This window comes from Aristophania sp. ESL1100, from assembly GCF_058511235.1.
Genome location: NZ_CP196394.1, coordinates 380,146 through 402,282, shown reverse-complemented (window position 1 = coordinate 402,282; position 22,137 = coordinate 380,146). Strand labels below are relative to the sequence as shown.

The window sequence follows — 22,137 nt, the reverse complement described above, 5'->3', positions numbered from 1 at the left end:
GTACCACGCTGAGTGTTACGCCATGTTTCTTTTCTGAATCGCATTCGCAAAAAAAGCCCGGCTCTTCAGCAGGGTGTTCCTGCGTTGCCCGACCTCATTCTGGCTGCGGGCAAACTTGCCGTCATGCTCCAATCAGGGCGGCATGGACAGAAAAGACACGGCACTGGTGAGGATTTCTGGCAGTTCAGACCCTATAGCCCGCATGAACCAGCCTCTCTCATCGACTGGAAACAATCAGCACGATCGCCAGATGAAACAGTGCTGTGGGTCAAGGAACGTGAAAAACAGATGCCTCGCCCGCTCTGCCTCTGGGTCGATCCCTCTCCTTCCATGAAATGGCGTTCCTCTCCAAAACTTCCGACCAAATACGAAACAGCCATGATTACAGCCCTGGCTCTGGGACAGGCTGCGTTACATGCCGGGGAATCTGTGACGGTTGCGGGGCAGAAACATTTTGTGAATGGCTCCCATTTCCTGCCCAGACTGGCTTTGGATTTAAATCATATTACGCACGACTTTCCTGATTTCAGGACTATTCCGGCTCACGCTACCATCATTATTATCAGTGATTTTTTCTGGAGTGATGCCTTATTGGAAAAACTTGCCACTGAGTGCCGAATAAGGCCGGGCAGGCTGGTACTTTTCAGAACTCTTGATCCTGCAGAGTTTACACTCCCCTATAAAGGCCTGCTTAAATTTACCAGTGAAGAAAATGAACCCCCTCTTGACCTGACCATTACCAGGGACGCTCAGCAAAATTATCAGACGCTCCTTTCCAGACAGTCGCAGATTTTATCGCATCTCTGCCAGACATTACCGGGGGTCTTCTATCACGCTCATCACACTGAAACGCCTCTTCTTCCCTCTCTCCTGGCGGTAAAAACCCTGATAGGAGACAAGGCATGAATTTTCTTTCTCCATGGATTCTGATTGCTTTCGGTGTTTTGCCTCTGCTCTGGTGGCTGATCCGCGCCTTACCACCACGGGCTCATATCCAGCCTTTTTCTTCCCTTATCATTCTTGAGAGACTCTCTATCCGTCAGAAAAAGGCCGTACACACGCCATTCTGGCTTCTGCTGTTACGGCTGCTGGCCGTAACGTCCCTGATCATCGGTCTGGCCGGGCTTTACAGAACGCCCACACAAAAAGGGCATATTTCACAAAAACTCCTGCTTATTATGGATAATGGCTGGGCTGCCATGCCACAATGGAACCAGCGACAGCGTGCTGCCCTGCATCTGGGGCTTCAAACCCTGCATAAGGGTGGGAAACTGATCCTTCTTCTCAGTGCAAAAGGCGTCAATGGGCAATGGGCCGAGCCTTTCGAAACGACGGATCCTCAACAATTTACGACGGTCATTCACCAGTTGAAGCCTTCTCTCTGGCCTTCGGACCGGCAACATCTGGTCTCACAATTATCGCATGGTCCCTTACGTGACTTTCTCAAAGAGTCTGATAGTGCCGTGCTTTCTGATGGTCTGGCTGAAACTTCCGATCCGGCACTGGAGCAGACACTGGCTGCCAGCCTTCACGTAAGGGATGTACGCTGGGCTGATTGTTCGCTCATAGGGCTCCATGCCGTTTTGCGGGACACGCAACTCAGGGTGATGGCTGAAACCATGGAGCACTGCCCGTTAAGAACAATCTCACTAAAGGGCCTTACGTTGGATAATAACGGGCACTTTACGCCTTTGACGGAATGGTCACTCCAAAGCAATACGCCGCAAACCGTGACCATTGACTCGGCACTTTATCCTTTCCTTCATGCCGTTGCTCTCTCGGACGTTCCTGCTCCTGCCGGGTTTTCTCTGCTGAAAACACCTACTTCCCTCCTCACTGTAGGGTTATTACGCCAGAATGGTGATGATAACCCTCTGATCGGGGATATGTTCTACATTAAACGAGCCCTGAAGAACTTTACAAAAACTCAGGATATTGCGCCCCTGCACCTTAAGGAACATTCTGTTTCCGTAATCTTTGCTTCTGACGAGACACTCAGCAGTAGTGAGAACCGTGCAGCCCTATCAGACTGGGTCCGCAAAGGTGGTATCCTGATCCGTTTTGCCGGAGCTGAGTTGGCAAAGGCCGCCGCCAATTCAGATGACACATCGTCACAATCCCTGATTACTGTTCCCTTGCGGTCAGAAATCCGTTCCATGGGTGGGACAATGTCATGGAACGCCCCCCAGACGCTCGCCCCTTTCCCTGAAAATACGCCTCTCGCGGGTTTGAGTATCAGCAAAGATATTACCATCAGGCGTCAATTGATTGCCCAACCATCAGAGGATTTATCAGAGCATGTCTGGGCGTCCCTGGCTGACGGCACGCCGCTTATTACGACGCGTCAGGAAGGGAAAGGCCGCATTGTCCTTTTTCATATCACCCCGACGGCCGACTGGTCCAATCTGCCATTGTCAGGTTTATTTCCGCAGATTCTGGAAAGACTGGTCAATCACATCCCGCGTAATGCCTCTTTAGCGGCCTCTTCCTCCAACCAGATGGAACAATTATTACTTCCCTGGAAGACCCTTTCTGCCGAAGGGACACTGAAAACGCCTCCTCCTTTTGTCATGCCTCTCAAAATGCAGGAAAGTGCGACCGTCAGCGCTGAGCATCCTGTCGGCTTTTATGGAACGTCATCAGTCAGCAATCCCTTGAACCTCCTTCCATCAGAAGCTCCGCTCACTCCTGAACCCGCATTGGGAGAGCTTACCAAACCGGACTTCAGCCCTTCGCGCATCTTATTGGGGCCTTTTTTCCTTCTCTGTTCCCTGATCCTTTTTTTAATCGATATAACATTCAGTATTGCAAAATCGGGCGCTTTGAGAATTCCTTTCAGGAAAACGGGAATGGCCGTTATCTGCCTTATCGGGCTTTCCTCTCATACCGCCCAGGCGGCGCCGGTTCCTCCTGAAGCATTAAACCCGGGGCTTGCTTTTATTCTCTCAGGGGACCCCGATTTAGACCAGCTTTCACAGGATGGGCTGAACGGCCTGACACGTTATATCAATCAACGGAGCACAACCCGTCTGGGCCCTCCACGCGGCGTTGACCCCGGACAGGATGATCTGGCTTTTTACCCCGTCATTTACTGGCCACTTTCTGCCTCAACACATATTGATGACCGTCAGGCGGCAGCGTTAAATGATTATATGGCCCATAATGGTTTGCTTCTCATTGATGAAATGGGCGCGGGAACAGCCATTAACCCGACCAGCCTGAGCACAATAAAGGGGGTTCTGGCACGAATTGGCCAAAAGGTAACAATTCCTCCTCTTACGGCCATAAATAATGAGAGTCTTCCGGCCCGTACTTTTTACCTGTTACATGATTTTCCAGGCCGCGTTACGGGAGAGAGTGTTTATAGTGCCAGGACCCATTTCAATGAAGGCGAAGATATCAGCCCGATTATTATCGGTAATAATGACTGGGCTCATGCCTGGGCTGTTGATGATAAAAACCATACTCTTTATGCCACGATCCCTGATGACGAAGAGCAACGCGCCCAGTCTTATCGTTTCGGCATGAACGTCGTTATTTATGCTCTTACGGGCAATTACAAATATGATCAGCGCTTTTACTCAGACATGCTGAAAAAGTTTGGCGGAGATAGCGCTACACAGACTGACCAGGAACAGAGCGATTACGGCATCTATAGTCAGGAACCCTACGCGCCATGAACTTCAGCTGGTCTCCTTCCCTGCCACTCTGGCTCCTTGTCTGCCTGGCTGTTCTGGTCTTACTCTTTGGTCTCTGGAGTGTGCTTGGCAGAGTTCGTGGACAGATTCCCAGAATAGCGGCGCTAGGGATCATAATCCTGTTTTTATCAGGTCCGGGTCTGCAAAAATCGAGTTTTCACACCCAGCCGCAAGAAGTTCTTATCCTTGTTGACCACAGCCCCTCCATGCTGCTCCGCCACAGGCAGGAAATGGTTGATAAAGCCGCTGATGAGCTGGAAAACAAGCTACGTCCCTTACCGGGCGTAACGGCCTATCGTGTCGTTGTTTCTGACAGTAATGACCATGACACGCGTCTTTTTGAAACACTGAAACAGGAAACCCAGAATCATCCTGATCTTTCGGCCGTCTTTTTGCTGACTGATGGTATGAATCATGACACTCCTTCCTCGCTTAAAGCTGCTTTCCCTTCTTTCGAACATAAGCACGTTCCAATTCATCTGCTTCTTGCCAGCAAAGGTGAAGAAACAGACCGCACCTTGCAGATCCTTTCAGCACCACCTTATGGAATGGTGGGGTCAGAGGCACATATACGCCTGCTGATTAAAGACCTCGGCAGCCAGACCGGGGAAAATGCCAAAATTTATGAACGCCAGAATAGTGACCAACAGCAACTGGTTTCTGAAGGTATGTCCGGGCAGACCATTGACGTTCCCATAAAGATTTCTCGTAATGGCGCCAATCTTGTAGAGCTTTCGGCTTCTGAACTGCCGGGGGAGGTTTCAACCCGGAATAATCACTCGGTGATCTCCATTCAGGGTATACAGAACCACCTGAAAGTCATGCTGGTTTCAGGGGCTCCGACCCCGAGTGCCCGTGTCTGGCGCAACCTTCTGAAAGCAGATCCTTCGGTTGATCTGGTTCATTTCATCATTCTGCGCTCGCCTGAATCAGCTGATGATACACCGAGCTCTGAGCTCGCCCTGATTCCTTTTCCAACACATGACCTGTTTGTCGAAAAAATAAATCAGTTCGATCTGATTATCCTGGACGGGTTTGATGCCTCCAACCTGATCCCTCAATCCTATATCGATAATATCACCCAATATGTCCTTAAAGGAGGCGGGTTGCTGGTCATATCAGGTAAGGATCTGGCACAGCTCGGCAGCCTTCAGGATACCTCTCTGGGCAGTATCTTACCGGCTCATGTCATGCCCAATAATACACGAACGGCTCTTATCACCCCAAAACTCTCTGCTTTGGGGCAGGTTCACCCTGTCACTAATATGCTCAAGCAGGAAGGACCATGGGGGAAGACATGGGGACCATGGTATCGTTTTCTGAAAGCCGACCATATCAAGGGATCTGTCCTTTTAACGACCGATGATAATGACCCCCTCCTCCTTCTGAATACGGCTGGCAAGGGGCGCGTGGCCCAACTCCTTTCCGACCAGATATGGCTCTGGTCACGAGGAAGTCATGGCGGGGGGCCCCAACAGGAACTCCTGCGTCGTTTATCACATTGGCTGATGAAGGAACCTGACCTCGAAGGTGAAAGACTACAGGCTCATCTTGAAGACCGTAAAATCATGATTGATCGATACAGTCTGACAGAACGTGAAACCCTGACGGCCACTATCCTTTCCCCCGATGGGAAAAATTACACGGTCAGTCTAGCGCCCCTTCAGGGTAACCATCATCATTTGCATGGAACGTTGGTATTAACGCCAAATGACAAGGAAGATCACGGAATCTGGACGATACAACAGAATGATCTGACGGCCACAATTGCTGAAACCACGCCTCAAACCCCTGAAGATAAAGATCTGCGCAGCACCGCTTTAAATCTGTCACCTCTGGTCAAAGAATCAGGGGGGGGAATTTTCTGGCTGGGACAAAATCCTGTGCCAGAAATCCGGCAAGTTAGTGAGAATGAAACGACATCGGGACGTGAGTGGGCTGGTCTGGCTTTGCATAAACAGAAACTGCCAGGTGCAGACCATTTTTACCCTCTTTTGCCCCCCTGGCTGGCTTTACTTCTCGCCCTGCCCTTATTATCACTTGGCTGGTGGCGTGAAGGACGCTAAGCAGTAAAGATTATTGCCTATTTACTCATCTCATGACTCGCCACTGACATTAGAAGAGGCTACAAAGAGAAGATGCGTTTGTTCAATTCCATCAGGCCTTGTCTGTTCCGTTCTGCTCTGGCTGCTTTTCTGGTAAGCGGGGCTTCTGTCTTCTATCACCCGCATTATGCCCATGCTCAGGCTGTGGATGAAGCTGAGGCTCAACAAGATGCCATGGCCGCACAGCAACGCGCTGAAGACCAGCAGAAAGCCAAGCATGCGGCTCCGCCTTCCGCTATTCCGGGAAGCGATCAGGAGGGTGAAGACAATTCCCATTCCCGGCTTGATCTCAACCCGACGGCCGCCTTGTTTGATGCCGTCAATAAAGGCTCAAGCCTCGCTACCAAGGAAGCCCTGAGCCGCGGCGCTGATATCAATGCCCGCAATTCCCTTGATCAGACCCCACTTGATCTGGCGATTGATCTGGGCCGTAACGATATTATGTTCCTTCTGCTTTCCATGAAAAGCTATAATCCAGATGGCCGTCTCATCACCTCTGCCGAGCATCAGACCGTGAAAGACGAAAAAGGGAACGGGAAAATCGTTGTCAGCGGACAGGCCAATATGACCAGAATGGCTCCTAAAAAAGTTCATTATGTCGGTAATAGTGGCTATCCGCAGCCAGGGGCAGGATTTTTAGGCTTTAACAGCGGGCAGACTACACACTATAGCCCTCAGCCTGTTGTTACGAAGAAAAAGACCAGATCCCATAAACACTACACTCATCATTGAGACATTTTCGGTGTTCTCAATAACTCTCAGGCGGTTTGCCTGAGAGTGTGTGTTTCCTGCCTTAAAAGATCTATGGGGTAAAGTTTTCCTTCCCTCTCGAAATACCAGAAGGTCCATCCATTACAGGAAGGGGCATTGGTCAATTGGGCCCCAAGCTTGTGAATCGAGCCACGCTGCTTTCCCGATACCAATGTGCCATCAGGAGAGACTGACGCCCGCAGACGTCTCTGACGATCATAAACATAGGTTCCTGCTGGCAATGAACCATTTTCGACGAAGAAACCAAAAGGAATACGCGGCATTTCCCGCTTTGCTGGCGTAATGGCCAGTTTATCAGGGGGAAGCACTTCCACCCCTTCAACCCGCCTGCGGGCAGCCTCCAGATAGGGCAGGTGACGTTCTATCCCGAGATAATGACGTCCCAGTTTCTTTGCGACAGCAGGCGTTGTTCCTGTTCCACAGAATGGATCCAGAACCACATCATCGGCTCTGGTTGAAGCCAGTAAAACGCGATGAAGCAGACTTTCCGGTTTCTGGGTAGGATGAAGTTTCAACCCCGCATCATCCTGTAAACGCTCTTTTCCGGTACAGAGAGGCAAGTACCAGTCGGAGCGCATTTGAAGATCGTCATTCAGGGCCTTCATCGCCTGATAATTAAAACAATATCTGCTTTGCGCACTTCGTGCCGCCCAGATCAATGTTTCATGAGCATTGGTAAAGCGGCGCCCCCTGAAATTGGGCATCGGGTTGGCTTTGCGCCAGATAATATCATTCAGGATCCAAAATCCCAGATCCTGTAAAATAGTCCCTAATCTGAAAATATTGTGATAGGAGCCGATCACCCATATCGTGCCATCCTTATCAAGCAGCCTTCGTGCTTCAGAAAGCCAATCCCGCGTGAAATCATCATAGGCACGATAATCTGAGAACTTGTCCCAGTCATCATCAACGCCGTCGACGACTGTTTCATCAGGGCGGCGCAATTCACCCTTGAGCTGCAGATTATAAGGAGGGTCAGCAAAAATGCAGTTTACACTACCCGATGCCAATCCTTTCATAACGTCTATACATTCGCCATGCAGTAATTGATCAAGAAATAAATCTTTTGTCATATGGAAGAAGCCTCAAGCGGAAGTAAATGACGTATAGGTGCAAAAGAACGCCGATGATGTGCTGTGATACCGCGCTTTTCCAACCCTTCACGGTGGAGGGCCGTGCCGTAACCTGCGTTACGCGCCCAGCCATAGTCCGGGTAACGCTCTGAAAGACGCTCCATAAGCCGGTCACGCAGGATTTTTGCCACGATAGACGCAGCCGCTATAGAAAGACTGATCCCGTCGCCTTTAATCACCATTTTGACCGGACAAGGAAAATTTTTGGGCGCATGTTTCCCGTCAACAAGAGCGATGACAGGAGGTTTTCCCACTAAGCGGGTCAGACGCTCCAATGCCCTCCGCATGGCCAGGTGCGCTGCTCCACTGATATTGAGTGTTTCAATTTCAGCAACAGACGCGGCTCCGGGAGCCACATAGGCGTAATTGGCTTCATAGAGGGCGTCAAAGGCTTTTTGACGTTTCAAGGCTGTCAGTTTTTTGGAATCATCCAATAATACTGCCAGCTCAGTTTCAGGGGGGGCGCTAAAAGCAACAGCAGCGGCAACGACCGGACCAGCCAGAGGGCCGCGTCCCACCTCATCCACACCAGCTACAAGCCCGTGAAAGGCTGATTCAAGCGTGTAATCTGGCATTCCCTCTCCTAAGACATCACGTTACCAACGGCACATCAACCGCTCTGCTTAGGTTTTGAATCAGATCGAATCGAAAGGGAAGGCCTAAAATGAAAAAAATTAATGAGTCAAGAAAAAATGAGTCTTTTCATGATGTTATAAAAGACCCAATAAACGCCTCAAAGCCTGATCTCATCCGAGTTTGATGAATCATGATTATTTTCAAGGCTTTTCTGCTCTGGACTGCTTTTCTCTGAAGGCGTCTGCTCATCCTGCTTCGTCTTTTCATGATGCGTCGCCCAGGGGAGAGTTTTTAGGTCTCCGCCCTGACTTTGCTCAACCTGAAAATTAAATTTCTCGGGATGCTGATATAAGTAATAGCCCCCCAAAGCAGCCATACCTGCCCACATGATAACCGCCAGGATCGCCTGAGCCATCCCTTTTTTCAGAATAAGGCAGCGCGACCATAAGTAGCATGGAGGACATAACCCCAAAAGAAGCAACCATAGGAACGTCGGTGGTCGATAACCATATCGGCTCAACGTATTTCTGTCCTGAAGCACGGCGGTGATCAGGATCATACCTATAAAGAAAATCCCCAGATTTGGGACATCGAAAAGTTCACGTTTCCTGATGACGGCGAGCCCATAAAGCAGGTAATTCAGCAAACCGGGCAATAAAATAAACCAGCTCCACACGGAGGGAACCTTGGCAGGATCTGCTTTTTCGGCAGGGACAGAGGGATCAGCGTTGTTCCCAGTGGTCATAAATTTAACGGATAGAGGCGCAATCAACCCTGCTTTTGCAGCCGGGCGCCACTGATCACCAAATTCAGCTGTCCATACAAGTGTATGGGGATGAATACGTCTTTGTATAATCAAACGGATGATTTCCGCCCGAGACACTGGCCCGACCTGTTGGCCATTATGTTCGTAATACCACTCCATAAATCAATTCAAATCCTGTTTCCCAACAATCGCGGTTTCATCTTCAGCACCGTCATCTCTATCATTATATAGTGAGGCGATCATGGGAGAAAATACCTCTTTCTCTCCTCACTGACAAAATCCTTTAATGATCTCTTCATTATCAGCAGGAAATCTGTCCTATAAATAAAAAAACAGGCCTGAGAGCGTTACCACCCTCAGAAACCTGCTTCACAAAAGACAATTTCTTATAAAATTCAGCGTTTTCTGAACAGTAGGCGCCCAATTACCAACCCGACAAGACTGACAATTATCAGAGAAACAACCGGACGATCCTGAATGAAGCTCGTTGCTGCTTCCAGTTTCGTTTCATTTGCATCATACAGATCAGAGAATTCCTGTTTGGCGTGCCCCCTGAAAGCCTGGGCCTTCCCACCCATCTGCTGACCGAGATCACCTGTCAGGCCACCAACAGCGTCTTTTACCCGACCACTGGCCTCATCAAGAAGACCCTCTGCTTTCATACTGACTGAGTCAACCATGAGATAATCCTTTTTGATAATGAGTGATAAAAGTCACAGCCAACAAACCACAACTCTCATCTCGTAGTTCTTATGATATGGGGCTTTTAGTATAAACTGCAAGAGGGCTAAAGTTAAACTTACCGTAACCATAAATTAAGATATTAATCATCGCTAAATAAAGTGTTTTATCTTGATTAATAGAGGTAATCCGCCTGATTATCCCCTTTTCATGCGCTAAAAAGTTCCTTGAAAGCGAACCTGCAAGTTTAGGTGCAATCAATTAAGGAACCGATTATAGTCCTCCTTTAATAAATCAGAATCATGAAGCCCTTTTCAGGAGCATACACTCTTTTATGACGACCCAAGATCCTGTCTCTTCCCCCGCCCCGAAAAGAAAAAGCCACAAAAAAATTATTCTGGTGGGCCTTATCCTGGTTTTTATTGTCTGCTGGCTGTTTTTTATGCACAACCCTTTTAAGAAGGCCAAAGGTCATAATCACGCCCATCCTCAGGCTGTTGCGATCGCTCTCGCCCATAAAGGGGACATGCCGGTTACGCTGCAATTATTAGGCACGGTCGTTCCTATCGCAAATGTGACCATTACGCCCCGCGTGAACGGCCATATTCTCAAAATCTCTTATCAAGAAGGACAACATGTAAAAGCTGGTGATGAGCTGGAACTGATTGACCCACGCCCTTACCAGGCAACTCTTGAACAATATGAAGGCACATTGGAGGCTGATCGTGCGCAATTGGCACGAGCCCGGATTGATAATGCCCGCTATCAAAGATTGATCAAGCAGGATTCAACTTCTGCCATGACAGCCAAGGATCAGGAATATACCGTCAAACAACTGGAAGGGCAGGTGAAATTTGATGAAGCCAATGTCGAGAATGCCAAACTGAATCTCTATTACTGCCACATCATCGCCCCGGTTGATGGACGCGTCGGGATCCGTGCACTTGATATCGGGAATTATGTCACGGTCGGACAATCCGGCGGATTGACAACGCTCACCCAGATGCAGCCTATTTCCGTCATCTTCACCTTGCCCCAGAATAACCTTCCCGACGTGCAGGAACAGCTTGGCACGCAGAAAACCCTGCCCCTTGAAGCCTGGAACAGTGATAATACCCAAAAGCTGGCATCCGGCACAGTCAAAGCTCTTGACAGCCAGATCGACACGTCAACCGGAACCGTGCGCCTGCGTGGTCTTTTCACAAATGAAGATGAGCGCCTTTTCCCCAATCAGTTCGTCAATGCCCATCTTCTGGTCAAAACCCTTCATAATGTCATTCTGGTTCCTGGCAGTGCTGTGCAGACAGGGCCTGATGGCACGTTTCTCTATCTTGTCAAAAATGATGACACGATTGAAATACGTCCTGTCAAAACAGGCGAAACTGACGATCAGAATACGGTCATACGCAGCGGTCTCAAGGGAGACGAAAAGGTCGTTACGGATGGGATCAACCATCTGAAAGAAGGAAGCAAGGTAACCATTGCTGCGACACAAGCTCCTCCCTCTCATTAATCTTCCAGCCCCTTTTCCTGACTGAAAGCGTCCCTCCGTGAATCCCTCTCGCCTGTTTATTAACCGTCCTGTCGCAACCAGCCTTCTGATGGTGGCTATTTTACTTGCAGGCCTGCTGGGTTACCATTTCCTCCCCATCTCTGCCCTGCCGGAAGTTGAATATCCGACCATTACCGTTTCAACTTTTTATCCCGGCGCCAGCCCGGATGTCATGGCGACGTCCGTCACGGCGCCTCTGGAAACACAGCTTGGGCAAATGGCTGGACTGGATCAGATGACCTCTCAGTCATCGGGAGGGGCCTCCGTCGTTACGCTGCGTTTCGGGCTGGACATGAATATTGATATCGCTGAGCAGGAAGTGCAGGCAGCGATCAATAATGCTGGTTCTCTGCTCCCTAACGACCTGCCGGCACCCCCTATTTACGCCAAGGTCAATCCAGCGGATACGCCCGTTCTGACGCTGGGAATTACGTCCCGCACCCTCCCCCTTCCGGAGGTTGAAGATTACGTCAATACACGACTTGAACAAAAAATCAGTCAGATCTCAGGCGTAGGGCTGGTCAGCCTGTCAGGTGGAAACCGCAAGGCATATCGCGTCCAGATCAATATTCCAAAGCTTACTTCCTACGGGATGGCCATTGATACAGTACGCACGATTATCGGCACTGTGAACGTCAATTCTCCTACTGGGACATTTGATGGCCCCCAACATTCCACCTCACTGCGTATTGATGGGCAGATCCAGTCTGTCAAACAGCTTCTTGACCAGGTCATTGCCTATCAGAATAACGGGCCGATCCGTTTGCGCGATGTTGCAACAGTTGTCGAAGATGCCGAGAATAACCAGCTGGCTGCCTGGGCCAATAACAAGCCAGCCCTGATTTTAAATGTGCAGAGACAGCCAGGCGCTAATGTGATCTCGGTTGCTGACAACGTCCGCGCCATGTTGCCCCGCCTGAAGCAGGATCTTCCTCCCGGTATTGAGATCACCCCCCTGACCGACCGGACTTCGACCATTCGTGCTTCAATTCATGATGTCGGGTTCGAGCTCGCCCTAGCGATTTTCCTGGTCATTGTGGTTATTTTCCTTTTCCTCTGGAACATTCCTGCAACCCTTATTCCGGGTCTTTCAGTGCCCCTTTCTCTCATCGGCACTCTGGCGGTCATGCATCTGCTGGGGTTTTCACTCGATAATCTTTCCCTGATGGCCCTGACAATCGCTTCAGGCTTCGTGGTTGATGACGCAATCGTCGTTATCGAAAATATTTCCCGTTACGTTGAAGCCGGAGAAGACCGCTATAGCGCCGCCTTGAAGGGAGCGCAGGAGATTGGCTTTACCATTATCTCCCTGACCATTTCATTGATCGCTGTGCTGGTCCCACTGCTTTTTATGAGTGATGTTGTCGGCCGCCTCTTTCATGAATTTGCCATGACTCTGGCCATCACGATTGTTATCTCGGCCATTATTGCCATTACGCTCGTGCCCATGATGTGCGCACGGATGCTCAGTGAGAAAAGAGAAACGCCAGAAGATTTATCGGGTCACAATCATTCTTTTTCAGGGCGCATGGTCTCTCTCATCCATAAGGCCATCACTTATTATGACCGCGCCCTGGCCGTCGTTTTCCGTCATCAACGCCTGACGTTACTGGTTACCGCAGGCACGCTCATTCTGACCGGAGTGCTGGCCTGGTCCATTCCTAAAGGCTTTTTCCCTGAGCAGGATACAGGGGTTGTGCAGGGTGTTTCCGTCATGCCCCAAAGCATTTCCTTTGAGGGGATGAAAGAGCGTCAGGCTGCGTTGGGAGCGCGCTTGTTGAAAGACCCTGACGTAGAGAGTCTTTCTTCCTTCATCGGGGTTGATGGACAGAACATGACGCTTAATGTCGGGCGTTTCCTGATTAATCTGAAACCAAGGGAAAAACGCACTTCCTCTCTCACTGCCATCCTACACAGGCTGGACGAGGTCGGGCATGATCTGGTTGGCACAAAGCTTTATGTCCAGCCTGTGCAGGATATTTCCCTTGATTCAACAGTCTCAGCCATGCGCTATCAATTTGTGCTCGAGACGCCTGATTATGACTCCTTCAAAACCTGGCTGCCCCGTTTTATGGACGTCTTAAAACAGCAACCCTCTATTGCAGGCACAACATCCGACCAGCAATCAGATGGTTTGACAGCCATGCTAACATTGGACCGCACGAATGGGGCCCGTTACTCCATCACCCCTCAAACCGTTGATAACGCTCTTTATGACAGTTTTGGCCAAAGACAGGTTTCCACGATCTATACTCAGGCCAACCAGTACCGGGTTATTCTGGAAGCGAAGCCGCGCCTGCAAAAGGATATAAGCAGCCTGTCACAGCTTTACCTGCCAGGGATCTCATCTGAGGCAGGCAGCAGCACCTCAGGCCCTACCAGAAAACCGACCTCAGGACTTGTACCGCTTTTACAGGTCACGCAGCTGAGCCGCACTACGTCACCTCTGCTGATCACTCATTTCGGTCAATTCCCGGCCGCAACCATTTCTTTTAACGTCACACCGGGTTACGCCCTGGGAGATGCCACAAGTGCGATCGAACAGACGAGAGATAAAATTGGACTGCCTGCCAGCTTCCAGACCAGTTTTCAGGGAACGGCGGCGGCTTTCCAGACATCAATGGGGCATGAACTGGCTCTGGTGGTCGCGGCAGTTGTTGCTGTCTATATCATTCTGGGAATGCTTTATGAGAGCTTCATTCATCCCATAACCATCCTTTCCACCCTGCCTTCAGCGGCAATTGGGGCATTGCTGGGCTTATATATTTTCAACATGCCGCTCGATATTATGGGGATTATCGGCATCGTCCTTCTGATTGGCATCGTCAAGAAAAATGCCATCATGATGATTGACTTCGCCCTCACGGCAGAACGGCATGAAAATCTCTCACCGCAGGAATCCATTCATAAAGCGGCCTTGCTTCGTTTCCGTCCGATCATGATGACAACATTAGCCGCCCTATTTGGTGCCTTGCCTCTGATGTTATCGACGGGAACAGGTGCGGAGCTACGCCGCCCTCTTGGCGTGGCCATCGTTTGTGGACTGACTTTGTCACAACTTCTTACGCTTTTTACGACGCCTGTCATGTACCTCTTTATGGAGAGACTGGCCCGTTGGGTCAAAACGCGCCTCAATCTGCCCGGGACAGCTGTCTCTCATCATGAAACTGAACCTTCGTGAAGCTCATAAGCTTTTTCGTTCATCGTCCTGTAGGGACCACACTGCTTGCCCTGGCAATATTTCTGGGAGGATTACTAGGATACAGGCTCCTCCCGGTCGCAGATCTTCCTAATGTGGATTTCCCGGTTATTATGGTGACGGCCACCCAGCCAGGTGGTTCTCCTTCCGAAATTGCCAGTACGGTTGCCGGTCCTCTTGAGCGCCATCTTGGAGCCATTGCCGGGATCAGGGAAATTACCTCCCATTCAACAGCAACGCAGGCTCATATTCTCCTGCAATTTGAACTCTCACGCGATATAAATGGTGCCGCCCGTGACGTTCAGGCCGCTTTGAGGGCCGCGCGGCAGGATCTGCCAACCAGCCTGCGGCAGGACCCCAAATATAAAAAGGCGAATGCCAACGGCCCCCCTATTCTTATTCTCACACTTCATTCCAGCACGCGCACACCGCAACAGCTTTTTGATTTTGCTAATAACATCATCATGACCGGGTTAAGCCAGGTGCAGGGCGTTGGCAATGTCGTCATAGGCGGGAGCGCCCTCCCGGCAGTGCGTGTTGAAATCAACCCTTTAAGGCTCTTCCGCTACGGGATTGGTTTCGAAGATATTCGCGCAGCGCTTGCCTCTGCCAATGCCCATACACCCAAAGGGTTTATCACACTGGAAGGGCATCGCTTCACCATTGCAACGAATGATCAGGTCTCGAAAGCCAAAGCCTATCATGACCTGATTATTGCCTATCGCAATAACCAACCCGTCCGGCTTTCAGACGTGGCTGAAATTGTGGATAGTTCCGAAGACATCAGACAGGCTGGTTTCGCTGATGGACAACCGGCGATTATCTGTGCCGTCTTCGCCGAAAGTGGTGCCAATATCATCAAGACCATTGACCAGATCAAAGCGCGCCTCCCCACTATTAATGCCAGTCTACCCGGCAATAGCGAGCTTACAATCAAGCTGGATCGCTCCAACTCCATTCGTGCTGCTTTAGATGATACAGAGAAAACCCTGCTTCTGTCTGTGCTGCTGGTCGTTATTGTCGTTCTGGCCTTCCTCCATGACCTCAGAATGACCCTCATTCCCGCTCTTATCGTGCCGCTTGCCACAATAGGAACATTCGGGGTGATGTACCTCGGAGGATATCAGCTTGATACGCTTTCCCTCATGGCGCTAACGATTGCAACCGGTTTTATTGTTGATGATGCCATTGTCGTTCTGGAAAATATCACGCGCTATCGGGAGAAAGGTCTTTCTCCACACAAGGCCTCTATTATGGGAGCGGGAGAAGTCGCGTTCACCGTTATTTCAATCACGCTCTCCCTGATTGTCGTTTTCCTTCCCATTCTGCTTATGGACGGTCTGACGGGGCAATTTTTTCATGAATTCGCCATTACAATCATTATTGCCCTGTCGCTCTCTCTCCTGCTCTCTCTGAGTCTGACCCCCATGATGAGCGCCTATTTCATGAAAGACAAAGCAAAAGGCGCCTCTGTCAGCGATCACGTTTCGACAGGTTATCTACTCACGCTTCAATCCCATCTGACGGTCTGTTTCGACAAACTTCTGGCACTTTATGAGCGTTCTCTCACAAAAGCGCTTCATCATTCACGCCTTGTTGCCCTTTCTCTGCCACTGACAATTCTCATCGCCGTTCTGCTCTTCATCACACTCCCGAAAGAACTTTTTCCCAAAGAGGATCAGGGACTGATTATGGGCAGGCTGGTTGCCGACCAGTCCATTTCCTTTCAGGCACTGTCTTCAATGACGGACAAAATCCAGCGGGAGTTACGTCACGACCCCGATATTCAGAGTGTCGTTACAAGAATTGGCCGCGACACGACAAATGCTTCAGATTTCTTCATTGCCTTACGCCCCCGCCAGACACGCAAGGACATCATTGATACGACGATTGACCGTCTGAACAGGCACTTCTCCCATTATGCCGGTGCGCGTCTGAGATTGCACCTTCCCCCCGCTATCGGCGGAGGGGCCCGCTCTTCTGATGGTGCCTACCAATATAGTCTTCAGAGCAGTTCTGCCGAGGATCTTGCCGAATGGACCCCCAGAGTTGTGAATGGCCTCTCTCAGCTCCCTTTTCTGACTGATATCACAACGGATATTGAAAACAGCAATAGTGCCATGCTTTTCCTGAACCGGGATGTTGAGGCACGGTATAAAGTCACACCACAACTGGCAAGCCAGGCTTTATATGATGCTTTCGGCCAGCGAACAGCTTCCATCATTTACGGAAAGCTCAATCAATATCATATCGTCATGGAGGCTGCTCCTTCTTTTCAGCGCAGCCCTGTGTTCCTCAAACAGATGTGGGTCAGTGTTTCCGGCGGGACCGCGCAGGGCGGCACAGCGTCCAATAATCTGCGCGTCAGATCCGTAAACAATAATAAATCCACGTTAAGCCAAAGCGAACTTTCCTACCGGAATGCCATGGCCAATTCCCTGGCAGGGGGAAAATCAGCATCAAACGGAGCCGCCGTTACAACCGCACGGGAAAATATGATCCCCTTGCTTCTGCTGGGCCACGTTAAAACAGTCAGCACACCACTGGCTGTCAATCATCAGGGGCAATTTGTCTCAACAACCATTTCGTTCAACCTGGCACCAGGCACAACAATCGGCACAGCGATAGAGGCGATTGAAAAAACGCTGGTCAGCTTGCATATTCCCCAATCAATTCAGGGTAGTTTTGCCGGAAATCTGGCCCAGTTCAAAAAAACCGTTAATCAGGAGCCCCTTTTGATTGCCGGGGCCCTGGCAGCTATTTATGTCGTTCTGGGGGTTCTTTATGAAAGTCTGATCCATCCTCTGACCATTCTTTCAACTCTTCCCTCTGCCGGCGTAGGGGCGCTCATCGCCGTCTTCTTCTGTGGGGAGCCCTTTTCCCTCCTGACCCTGGTCGGTATCATTCTGCTCATTGGTATTGTTAAAAAGAATGCCATCATGCTGGTTGATTTTGCTCTTCTTGAAAAGAAAAAGGGAACCCCTCCCTATGATGCCATTCTGAAAGCAAGTCTTTTACGGTTTCGCCCCATTCTCATGACCTCTCTGGCTGCTGCATTCGGAGCTGTGCCACTTCTGCTCGGCCATGGTTATGGCACAGAAATGCGCCACCCGCTTGGCCTCTCCATTTTAGGAGGTCTCTGTCTCAGTCAGCTTCTGACCCTTTATACGACACCCGTTATCTATCTTTATCTTGAACGTTTCAGTATTTTTTCAACAAAATGGTGTCGAAAGCTTCTTAATCGTTTCTCTGTTACGTGATCCTTTTCTTTAGTCCTGGGAATTTATTACGTGTCTCGTCTATCATTTCGCAGTTTTTTAATGTTTTGCCCCTTACTTCCTGCCCTGACAGGATGCATGGTGGGACCAACCTATCACCGCCCAAAAGCCATTATTTCCGAGCGTTTTAAAGAAGCCCCGCCCCCGCAAGGCTGGGTCAAAGGGCGCCCGGATATGGCGGCGATTCCAAAGGGGAAATGGTGGCTGATTTTCAATGATCCTACCTTGAATGATCTGGAAGACCGCGTGGATCATTCCAATCAATCACTCAAGCAATATGAAGCCCAATACCGCCAGGCACGTGCCATGATTGACTCCGTCAGGGCCAATCTTTTCCCAACCCTAAATAGCCAGTTTACCTTTAACCGTAATGGAAAAGGCACCGTTCTTCCTGATAGTAACGGAAACAGCTATACGAAAAACCTCGCGACCAATACATGGACCACAGGGCCTAGTGCAAGCTGGACTGTCGATGTCTGGGGGGCCATACGGCGCCAGGTCCAGCAACAGGTCACAGCGGCACAAGCCAGTGCAGCACTCCTTGCCAATATGCGCCTCTCCTACGAGTTGGAACTCGGCACGGAGTATTTTAATTTACGATATCAGGACAGTCTGATTGCCCTCTTCAGACGGAATGTCGGCCTTTACCAGCATAATCTTGATATTCTGGAAAACCAGCTTGCTGCTGGCGTGGCAGATCCCACCAGCGTCCTTCAGGCGCGCTATCAATTGCAATCCACACAAGCAAGCCTAGCCAATGCCCATGTCACACGTGCTCAATATGAACATGCTATTGCCGTATTAACAGGACGCCCACCAGCTGACCTCACCTTGCCTGAGGCACCATTACCTTCAACAGTGCCGCCCCCTCCTGAAGCTGTTCCTTCAATCCTGCTGCAACGGCGTCCGGATATCGCCCAGGCGGAACGTCAGATGGAAAGCTATAATGCTGAAATCGGCTATAGAATTGGCAGTTTCTACCCGGAATTCACTCTTAACGCGAGCTACGGTTATAGCGGCAATCCCTTAAATAAACTTATTCAGACCGCTATGAGGACCTGGTCTCTTGGCGCAGGAGCCAGTGAAACACTTTTTGCCGGGGGTGCCAGAACAGCCGCTGTGCGTGAAGCAGAAGCCGATTACGACAATGCCGTCGCCTCATACAGACAGACCGTATTATCCGCCTTACAGGATACGGAAGACCAGTTATCAAACCTGCATTATTTAGCGGACCAGATGAGCTATCAGAATATGGCCCTTAAAAGTGCCCAGGAAGCCATCCGTGTCTCTATGAACGAATATCTGGCCGGCACTCAGATTTATACAACGGTGATCGCTGCCCAACAGACAGCCCTTCAGTATGAAGAAACCAAATTACAGATCCAGCAACAACGTATCTTATCTGAAATTCGTCTTATAACCGACCTGGGTGGTGGCTGGAGTGTCAACAACCTGCCGAGCAAGGATTCGCTTCAGCGGGACAATCCTTTCCTTCCCGGCTTTATACAAAAAGATAAAAACTGATACCCGTCAGGCGCGTTACACGATGGGTATCAGTCCAAGCCAAAAAGGGCTCTTAGCTTTTTTTGGCTTTATTCCGGCGGCAGCGATGACGGCCCAGGAAAATCCCTACAACAAACAGGGCGCCAACCCACAACCAGGGATGATCGTTAACCATGTCCTTAACCAGGCACTTCTTTTCTCCAGTCATCGGACAACAAGTATCTTTCTGAAAATCACTCATCACACTAATCTTTCATGCTGAACGAAAATAATTCGCCTCAATAAAAAAGGGACGACACAGTAATGCCGTCCCTTTATTATCTGCTTTTATGAGAAAAAGCTCAAGCCGCTTCTTCAGCAGGAACCTGTACCGGGCCGCTATCTTTGCCTTTAGCTTCGATATCACGCTCTACGAGTTCAATGACAGCCATGTCAGCATTATCACCATAGCGCACACCTGCTTTCAGGATACGTGTATAGCCACCATTGCGGCTGCTATAACGATCTTTCAGAGCAGAGAACAACTTTGCGACAATGGCATCATCACGCAAAAGTGAATAAGCCTGGCGGCGAGCATGAAGGTCGCCACGCTTGCCCAATGTGATCAACTTTTCAGCAACAGGGCGCAGCTCTTTCGCTTTCGGCAGAGTTGTTGTGATCTGCTCATGTTTGAGCAGGGCAACAGCCATATTGCGAAACATTGCCGCCCGGTGAGTTGACGTTACGTTTAACTTACGTCCGCTTAGATTATGACGCATTTTTTATTCCTAATCCTTACCCAAAGCTTCCCAGCTGAGGCTTGTCAGAATGTCTCATCAAGACGACGAGCGAGATCTTCAATACTTTCAGGGGGCCACTCAGGTACACTCATACCCAGTGAAAGTCCCATACCTGTCAGCACTTCCTTGATCTCATTAAGTGACTTACGACCGAAGTTCGGCGTACGAAGCATTTCCTGCTCTGTTTTCTGAACAAGATCGCCAATATAAACGATATTGTCATTTTTCAGGCAGTTCGCACTACGGACCGAAAGCTCCAGCTCATCAACCTTGCGAAGAAGATTGCGGCTGAATGGTAGGTCATCTTCTGTCTCTTCCTGCTGAACAGGACGTGGCTCATCAAAATTAATGAAAAGCTGAAGCTGATCCTGCAGAATACGCGCAGCTAAAGCCAAAGCATCCTCAGGTGTGACAACGCCATTTGTCTCGACAGTGAGACGCAGCTTGTCATAGTCAGTCACCTGCCCGACACGTGTCGGATCAACCTTGTATGAAACGCGAGATACAGGAGAATAGATCGCATCAATCGGAATCAGACCGATTGGAGCATCTTCAAGCCGGTTTGCTGAAGCAGGAACATAGCCTTTCCCGGAATCAACCGTAAACTCCATGCCGAATTTAACATCGTCATCAAGAGTACAAATCACAAGATCCGGGTTCATGATTTCAATATCATGCCCTGTCTGTATCTGACTTGCCTTAACCTCTCCGGGCCCCGTCGCGGTCAGAACCATACGCTTTGGTCCCTCTCCGTGCATCTTGATGGCAAGCTGTTTGACGTTCAGAATAATGTCAGTGACATCTTCACGAACACCAGCAACTGAGGCGAACTCATGAAGCACACCGTCAATCTGAATGGCGGTAACAGCAGACCCCTGCAAGGAGGACAAAAGAATACGGCGAAGCGCATTGCCCATTGTCAGGCCAAAACCACGTTCCAGTGGTTCTACAATGACTGTTGCAATACGGGAGGGAACCGGGCCGGGCTCGACTTCAAGCTTCTCCGGTTTGATGAGGGACTGCCAGTTTTTCTGGAGAACCAAGGTCATGGCCTTTCAAACAACGAAGCCCACCTTAAAATTAAGGTGGTGCCTGGCCCGCACAATCGTGCGGTAAAACTACACCACGGTGGAGATTATTTCCTGATGGGAAATATCTCCACCCCTTTTAAAACCTCGAATTAAACGCGACGGCGCTTACGAGGGCGACAACCGTTATGCGGGATGGGGGTCATATCACGAATAGATGTAATCGTGAAACCAACAGCCTGCAAGGCCCTCAGTGCGCTCTCGCGCCCTGAACCTGGACCGGAAACTTCAATCTCAAGTGTTTCCATACCATGTTCACGAGCTTTACGCCCTGCATCCTCAGCAGCAACCTGAGCTGCATAAGGTGTAGACTTACGTGAGCCTTTGAACCCCTGAGCCCCGGAAGAAGACCACGCAATTGCGTTGCCCTGGGCATCAGAGATTGTGATCATTGTATTGTTGAATGTAGAAAGAACATGCGCAACACCGGAAATGATGTTTTTGCGCTCTTTCTTACGAAGACGTGGGGCAGGAGCCTTGGCCATATTATACTCGTCCTATCAGTTGGCAGATGCTTGAAAGATAAGTAACCGCTTAACGTGTTACTTTTTTCTTACCAGCGATTGCCACAGCCTTGCCTTTACGTGTGCGGGCATTCGTATGAGTTCTCTGCCCACGAACAGGCAGCCCACGACGATGACGGAGACCACGGTAGCAGCCCAGATCCATCAAACGTTTGATGCTCATGGCCACTTCGCGACGAAGGTCACCCTCAACACGATATTCACTATCAATAAGCTCACGAATCTTGACGACTTCATCGTCAGAAAGTTCGTTTACGCGCTTAGCATCAGGAATCCCGAGCTTACTGCAGATAGCCTGCGCGCTCGACGGACCAATGCCATAAACATAGCGCAGACTGATGACCACACGCTTGTTGGTCGGAATGTTTACGCCGGCAATACGTGCCACGCCAATTCTCCAATCAACGCGGCACTTTCACCGCGTTCCCATTAATTTCGAGCCCTATTGGAAAGTCTCTGACAGGGTTGTCAGCATACTCTCCCC

Annotated in this window: 16 protein-coding genes; 8 read left to right on the top strand and 8 right to left on the bottom strand. The window is 49.9% G+C overall.

What is annotated here, in order from left to right; translation table 11 throughout:
* The first annotated feature begins 12 nt into the window (after nt 1-12).
* From ACSYSY_RS02015 to ACSYSY_RS02000, 4 genes are all read left to right on the top strand, one after another.
* A complete protein-coding gene (locus tag ACSYSY_RS02015; RefSeq protein WP_491707663.1) occupies nt 13-906 on the top strand; it encodes a DUF58 domain-containing protein in 894 nt (297 codons plus the stop codon).
* The gene (locus tag ACSYSY_RS02010; RefSeq protein WP_491707662.1) at nt 903-3,680 is read left to right on the top strand and encodes a DUF4159 domain-containing protein; all 2,778 of its coding nucleotides are present in this window, start codon (nt 903-905) and stop codon (nt 3,678-3,680) included. Before ACSYSY_RS02015 ends, ACSYSY_RS02010 begins: the two co-directional genes overlap by 4 nt.
* Nucleotides 3,677-5,764: a VWA domain-containing protein gene (locus tag ACSYSY_RS02005; RefSeq protein WP_491707661.1), complete on the top strand. Its 2,088-nt coding sequence runs from the start codon at nt 3,677-3,679 to the stop codon at nt 5,762-5,764. Before ACSYSY_RS02010 ends, ACSYSY_RS02005 begins: the two co-directional genes overlap by 4 nt.
* 72 nt (nt 5,765-5,836) lie before the next feature.
* Nucleotides 5,837-6,535 carry an ankyrin repeat domain-containing protein gene (locus ACSYSY_RS02000; protein ID WP_491707660.1) on the top strand — a complete coding sequence of 233 codons (699 nt, stop codon included), beginning with the start codon at nt 5,837-5,839 and terminating at the stop codon, nt 6,533-6,535.
* Nucleotides 6,536-6,561: 26 nt separating this feature from the next.
* Here the strand turns inward: ACSYSY_RS02000 and ACSYSY_RS01995 are convergent, their stop codons facing one another.
* The 4 genes from ACSYSY_RS01995 to ACSYSY_RS01980 form a co-directional block, all read right to left on the bottom strand.
* A complete protein-coding gene (locus ACSYSY_RS01995) occupies nt 6,562-7,647 on the bottom strand; it encodes a site-specific DNA-methyltransferase (protein ID WP_491707659.1) in 1,086 nt (361 codons plus the stop codon).
* A complete protein-coding gene (gene rnhB, locus ACSYSY_RS01990) occupies nt 7,644-8,282 on the bottom strand; it encodes a ribonuclease HII (protein ID WP_491707658.1) in 639 nt (212 codons plus the stop codon). Before rnhB ends, ACSYSY_RS01995 begins: the two co-directional genes overlap by 4 nt.
* 158 nt (nt 8,283-8,440) lie before the next feature.
* A complete protein-coding gene (locus ACSYSY_RS01985) occupies nt 8,441-9,208 on the bottom strand; it encodes a DUF4339 domain-containing protein (protein WP_491707657.1) in 768 nt (255 codons plus the stop codon).
* A gap of 236 nt (nt 9,209-9,444) precedes the next feature.
* Nucleotides 9,445-9,729, bottom strand: coding sequence for a CsbD family protein (locus tag ACSYSY_RS01980; protein ID WP_491707656.1), 285 nt, complete (start codon nt 9,727-9,729; stop codon nt 9,445-9,447).
* A gap of 443 nt (nt 9,730-10,172) precedes the next feature.
* Here ACSYSY_RS01980 and ACSYSY_RS01975 point away from each other — a divergent pair, with 443 nt between their 5' ends.
* The 4 genes from ACSYSY_RS01975 to ACSYSY_RS01960 are packed head-to-tail and all read left to right on the top strand — an operon-like array spanning nt 10,173 to nt 19,283.
* Nucleotides 10,173-11,243: an efflux RND transporter periplasmic adaptor subunit gene (locus tag ACSYSY_RS01975; protein ID WP_491707655.1), complete on the top strand. Its 1,071-nt coding sequence runs from the start codon at nt 10,173-10,175 to the stop codon at nt 11,241-11,243.
* A 37-nt stretch (nt 11,244-11,280) separates the two neighbouring features.
* Nucleotides 11,281-14,463: an efflux RND transporter permease subunit gene (locus ACSYSY_RS01970; RefSeq protein WP_491707654.1), complete on the top strand. Its 3,183-nt coding sequence runs from the start codon at nt 11,281-11,283 to the stop codon at nt 14,461-14,463.
* A complete protein-coding gene (locus ACSYSY_RS01965) occupies nt 14,460-17,741 on the top strand; it encodes an efflux RND transporter permease subunit (protein WP_491707653.1) in 3,282 nt (1,093 codons plus the stop codon). Before ACSYSY_RS01970 ends, ACSYSY_RS01965 begins: the two co-directional genes overlap by 4 nt.
* 60 nt (nt 17,742-17,801) lie before the next feature.
* Nucleotides 17,802-19,283 (top strand): efflux transporter outer membrane subunit, encoded by a 1,482-nt coding sequence (locus tag ACSYSY_RS01960; RefSeq protein ID WP_491707652.1) that lies wholly within the window; start codon nt 17,802-17,804, stop codon nt 19,281-19,283.
* A 320-nt stretch (nt 19,284-19,603) separates the two neighbouring features.
* Here ACSYSY_RS01960 and rplQ read toward each other — a convergent pair whose 3' ends face one another.
* The 4 genes from rplQ to rpsM form a co-directional block, all read right to left on the bottom strand.
* Nucleotides 19,604-20,020 carry a 50S ribosomal protein L17 gene (gene rplQ, locus ACSYSY_RS01955; RefSeq protein WP_491707651.1) on the bottom strand — a complete coding sequence of 139 codons (417 nt, stop codon included), beginning with the start codon at nt 20,018-20,020 and terminating at the stop codon, nt 19,604-19,606.
* Between the two features lie 44 nt (nt 20,021-20,064).
* A complete protein-coding gene (locus tag ACSYSY_RS01950; RefSeq protein ID WP_491708198.1) occupies nt 20,065-21,084 on the bottom strand; it encodes a DNA-directed RNA polymerase subunit alpha in 1,020 nt (339 codons plus the stop codon).
* A gap of 137 nt (nt 21,085-21,221) precedes the next feature.
* The gene (gene rpsK / locus ACSYSY_RS01945; protein ID WP_160618958.1) at nt 21,222-21,614 is read right to left on the bottom strand and encodes a 30S ribosomal protein S11; all 393 of its coding nucleotides are present in this window, start codon (nt 21,612-21,614) and stop codon (nt 21,222-21,224) included.
* Nucleotides 21,615-21,663: 49 nt separating this feature from the next.
* Nucleotides 21,664-22,041 (bottom strand): 30S ribosomal protein S13, encoded by a 378-nt coding sequence (rpsM, locus tag ACSYSY_RS01940; RefSeq protein ID WP_489804883.1) that lies wholly within the window; start codon nt 22,039-22,041, stop codon nt 21,664-21,666.
* Nucleotides 22,042-22,137: the final 96 nt, after the last annotated feature.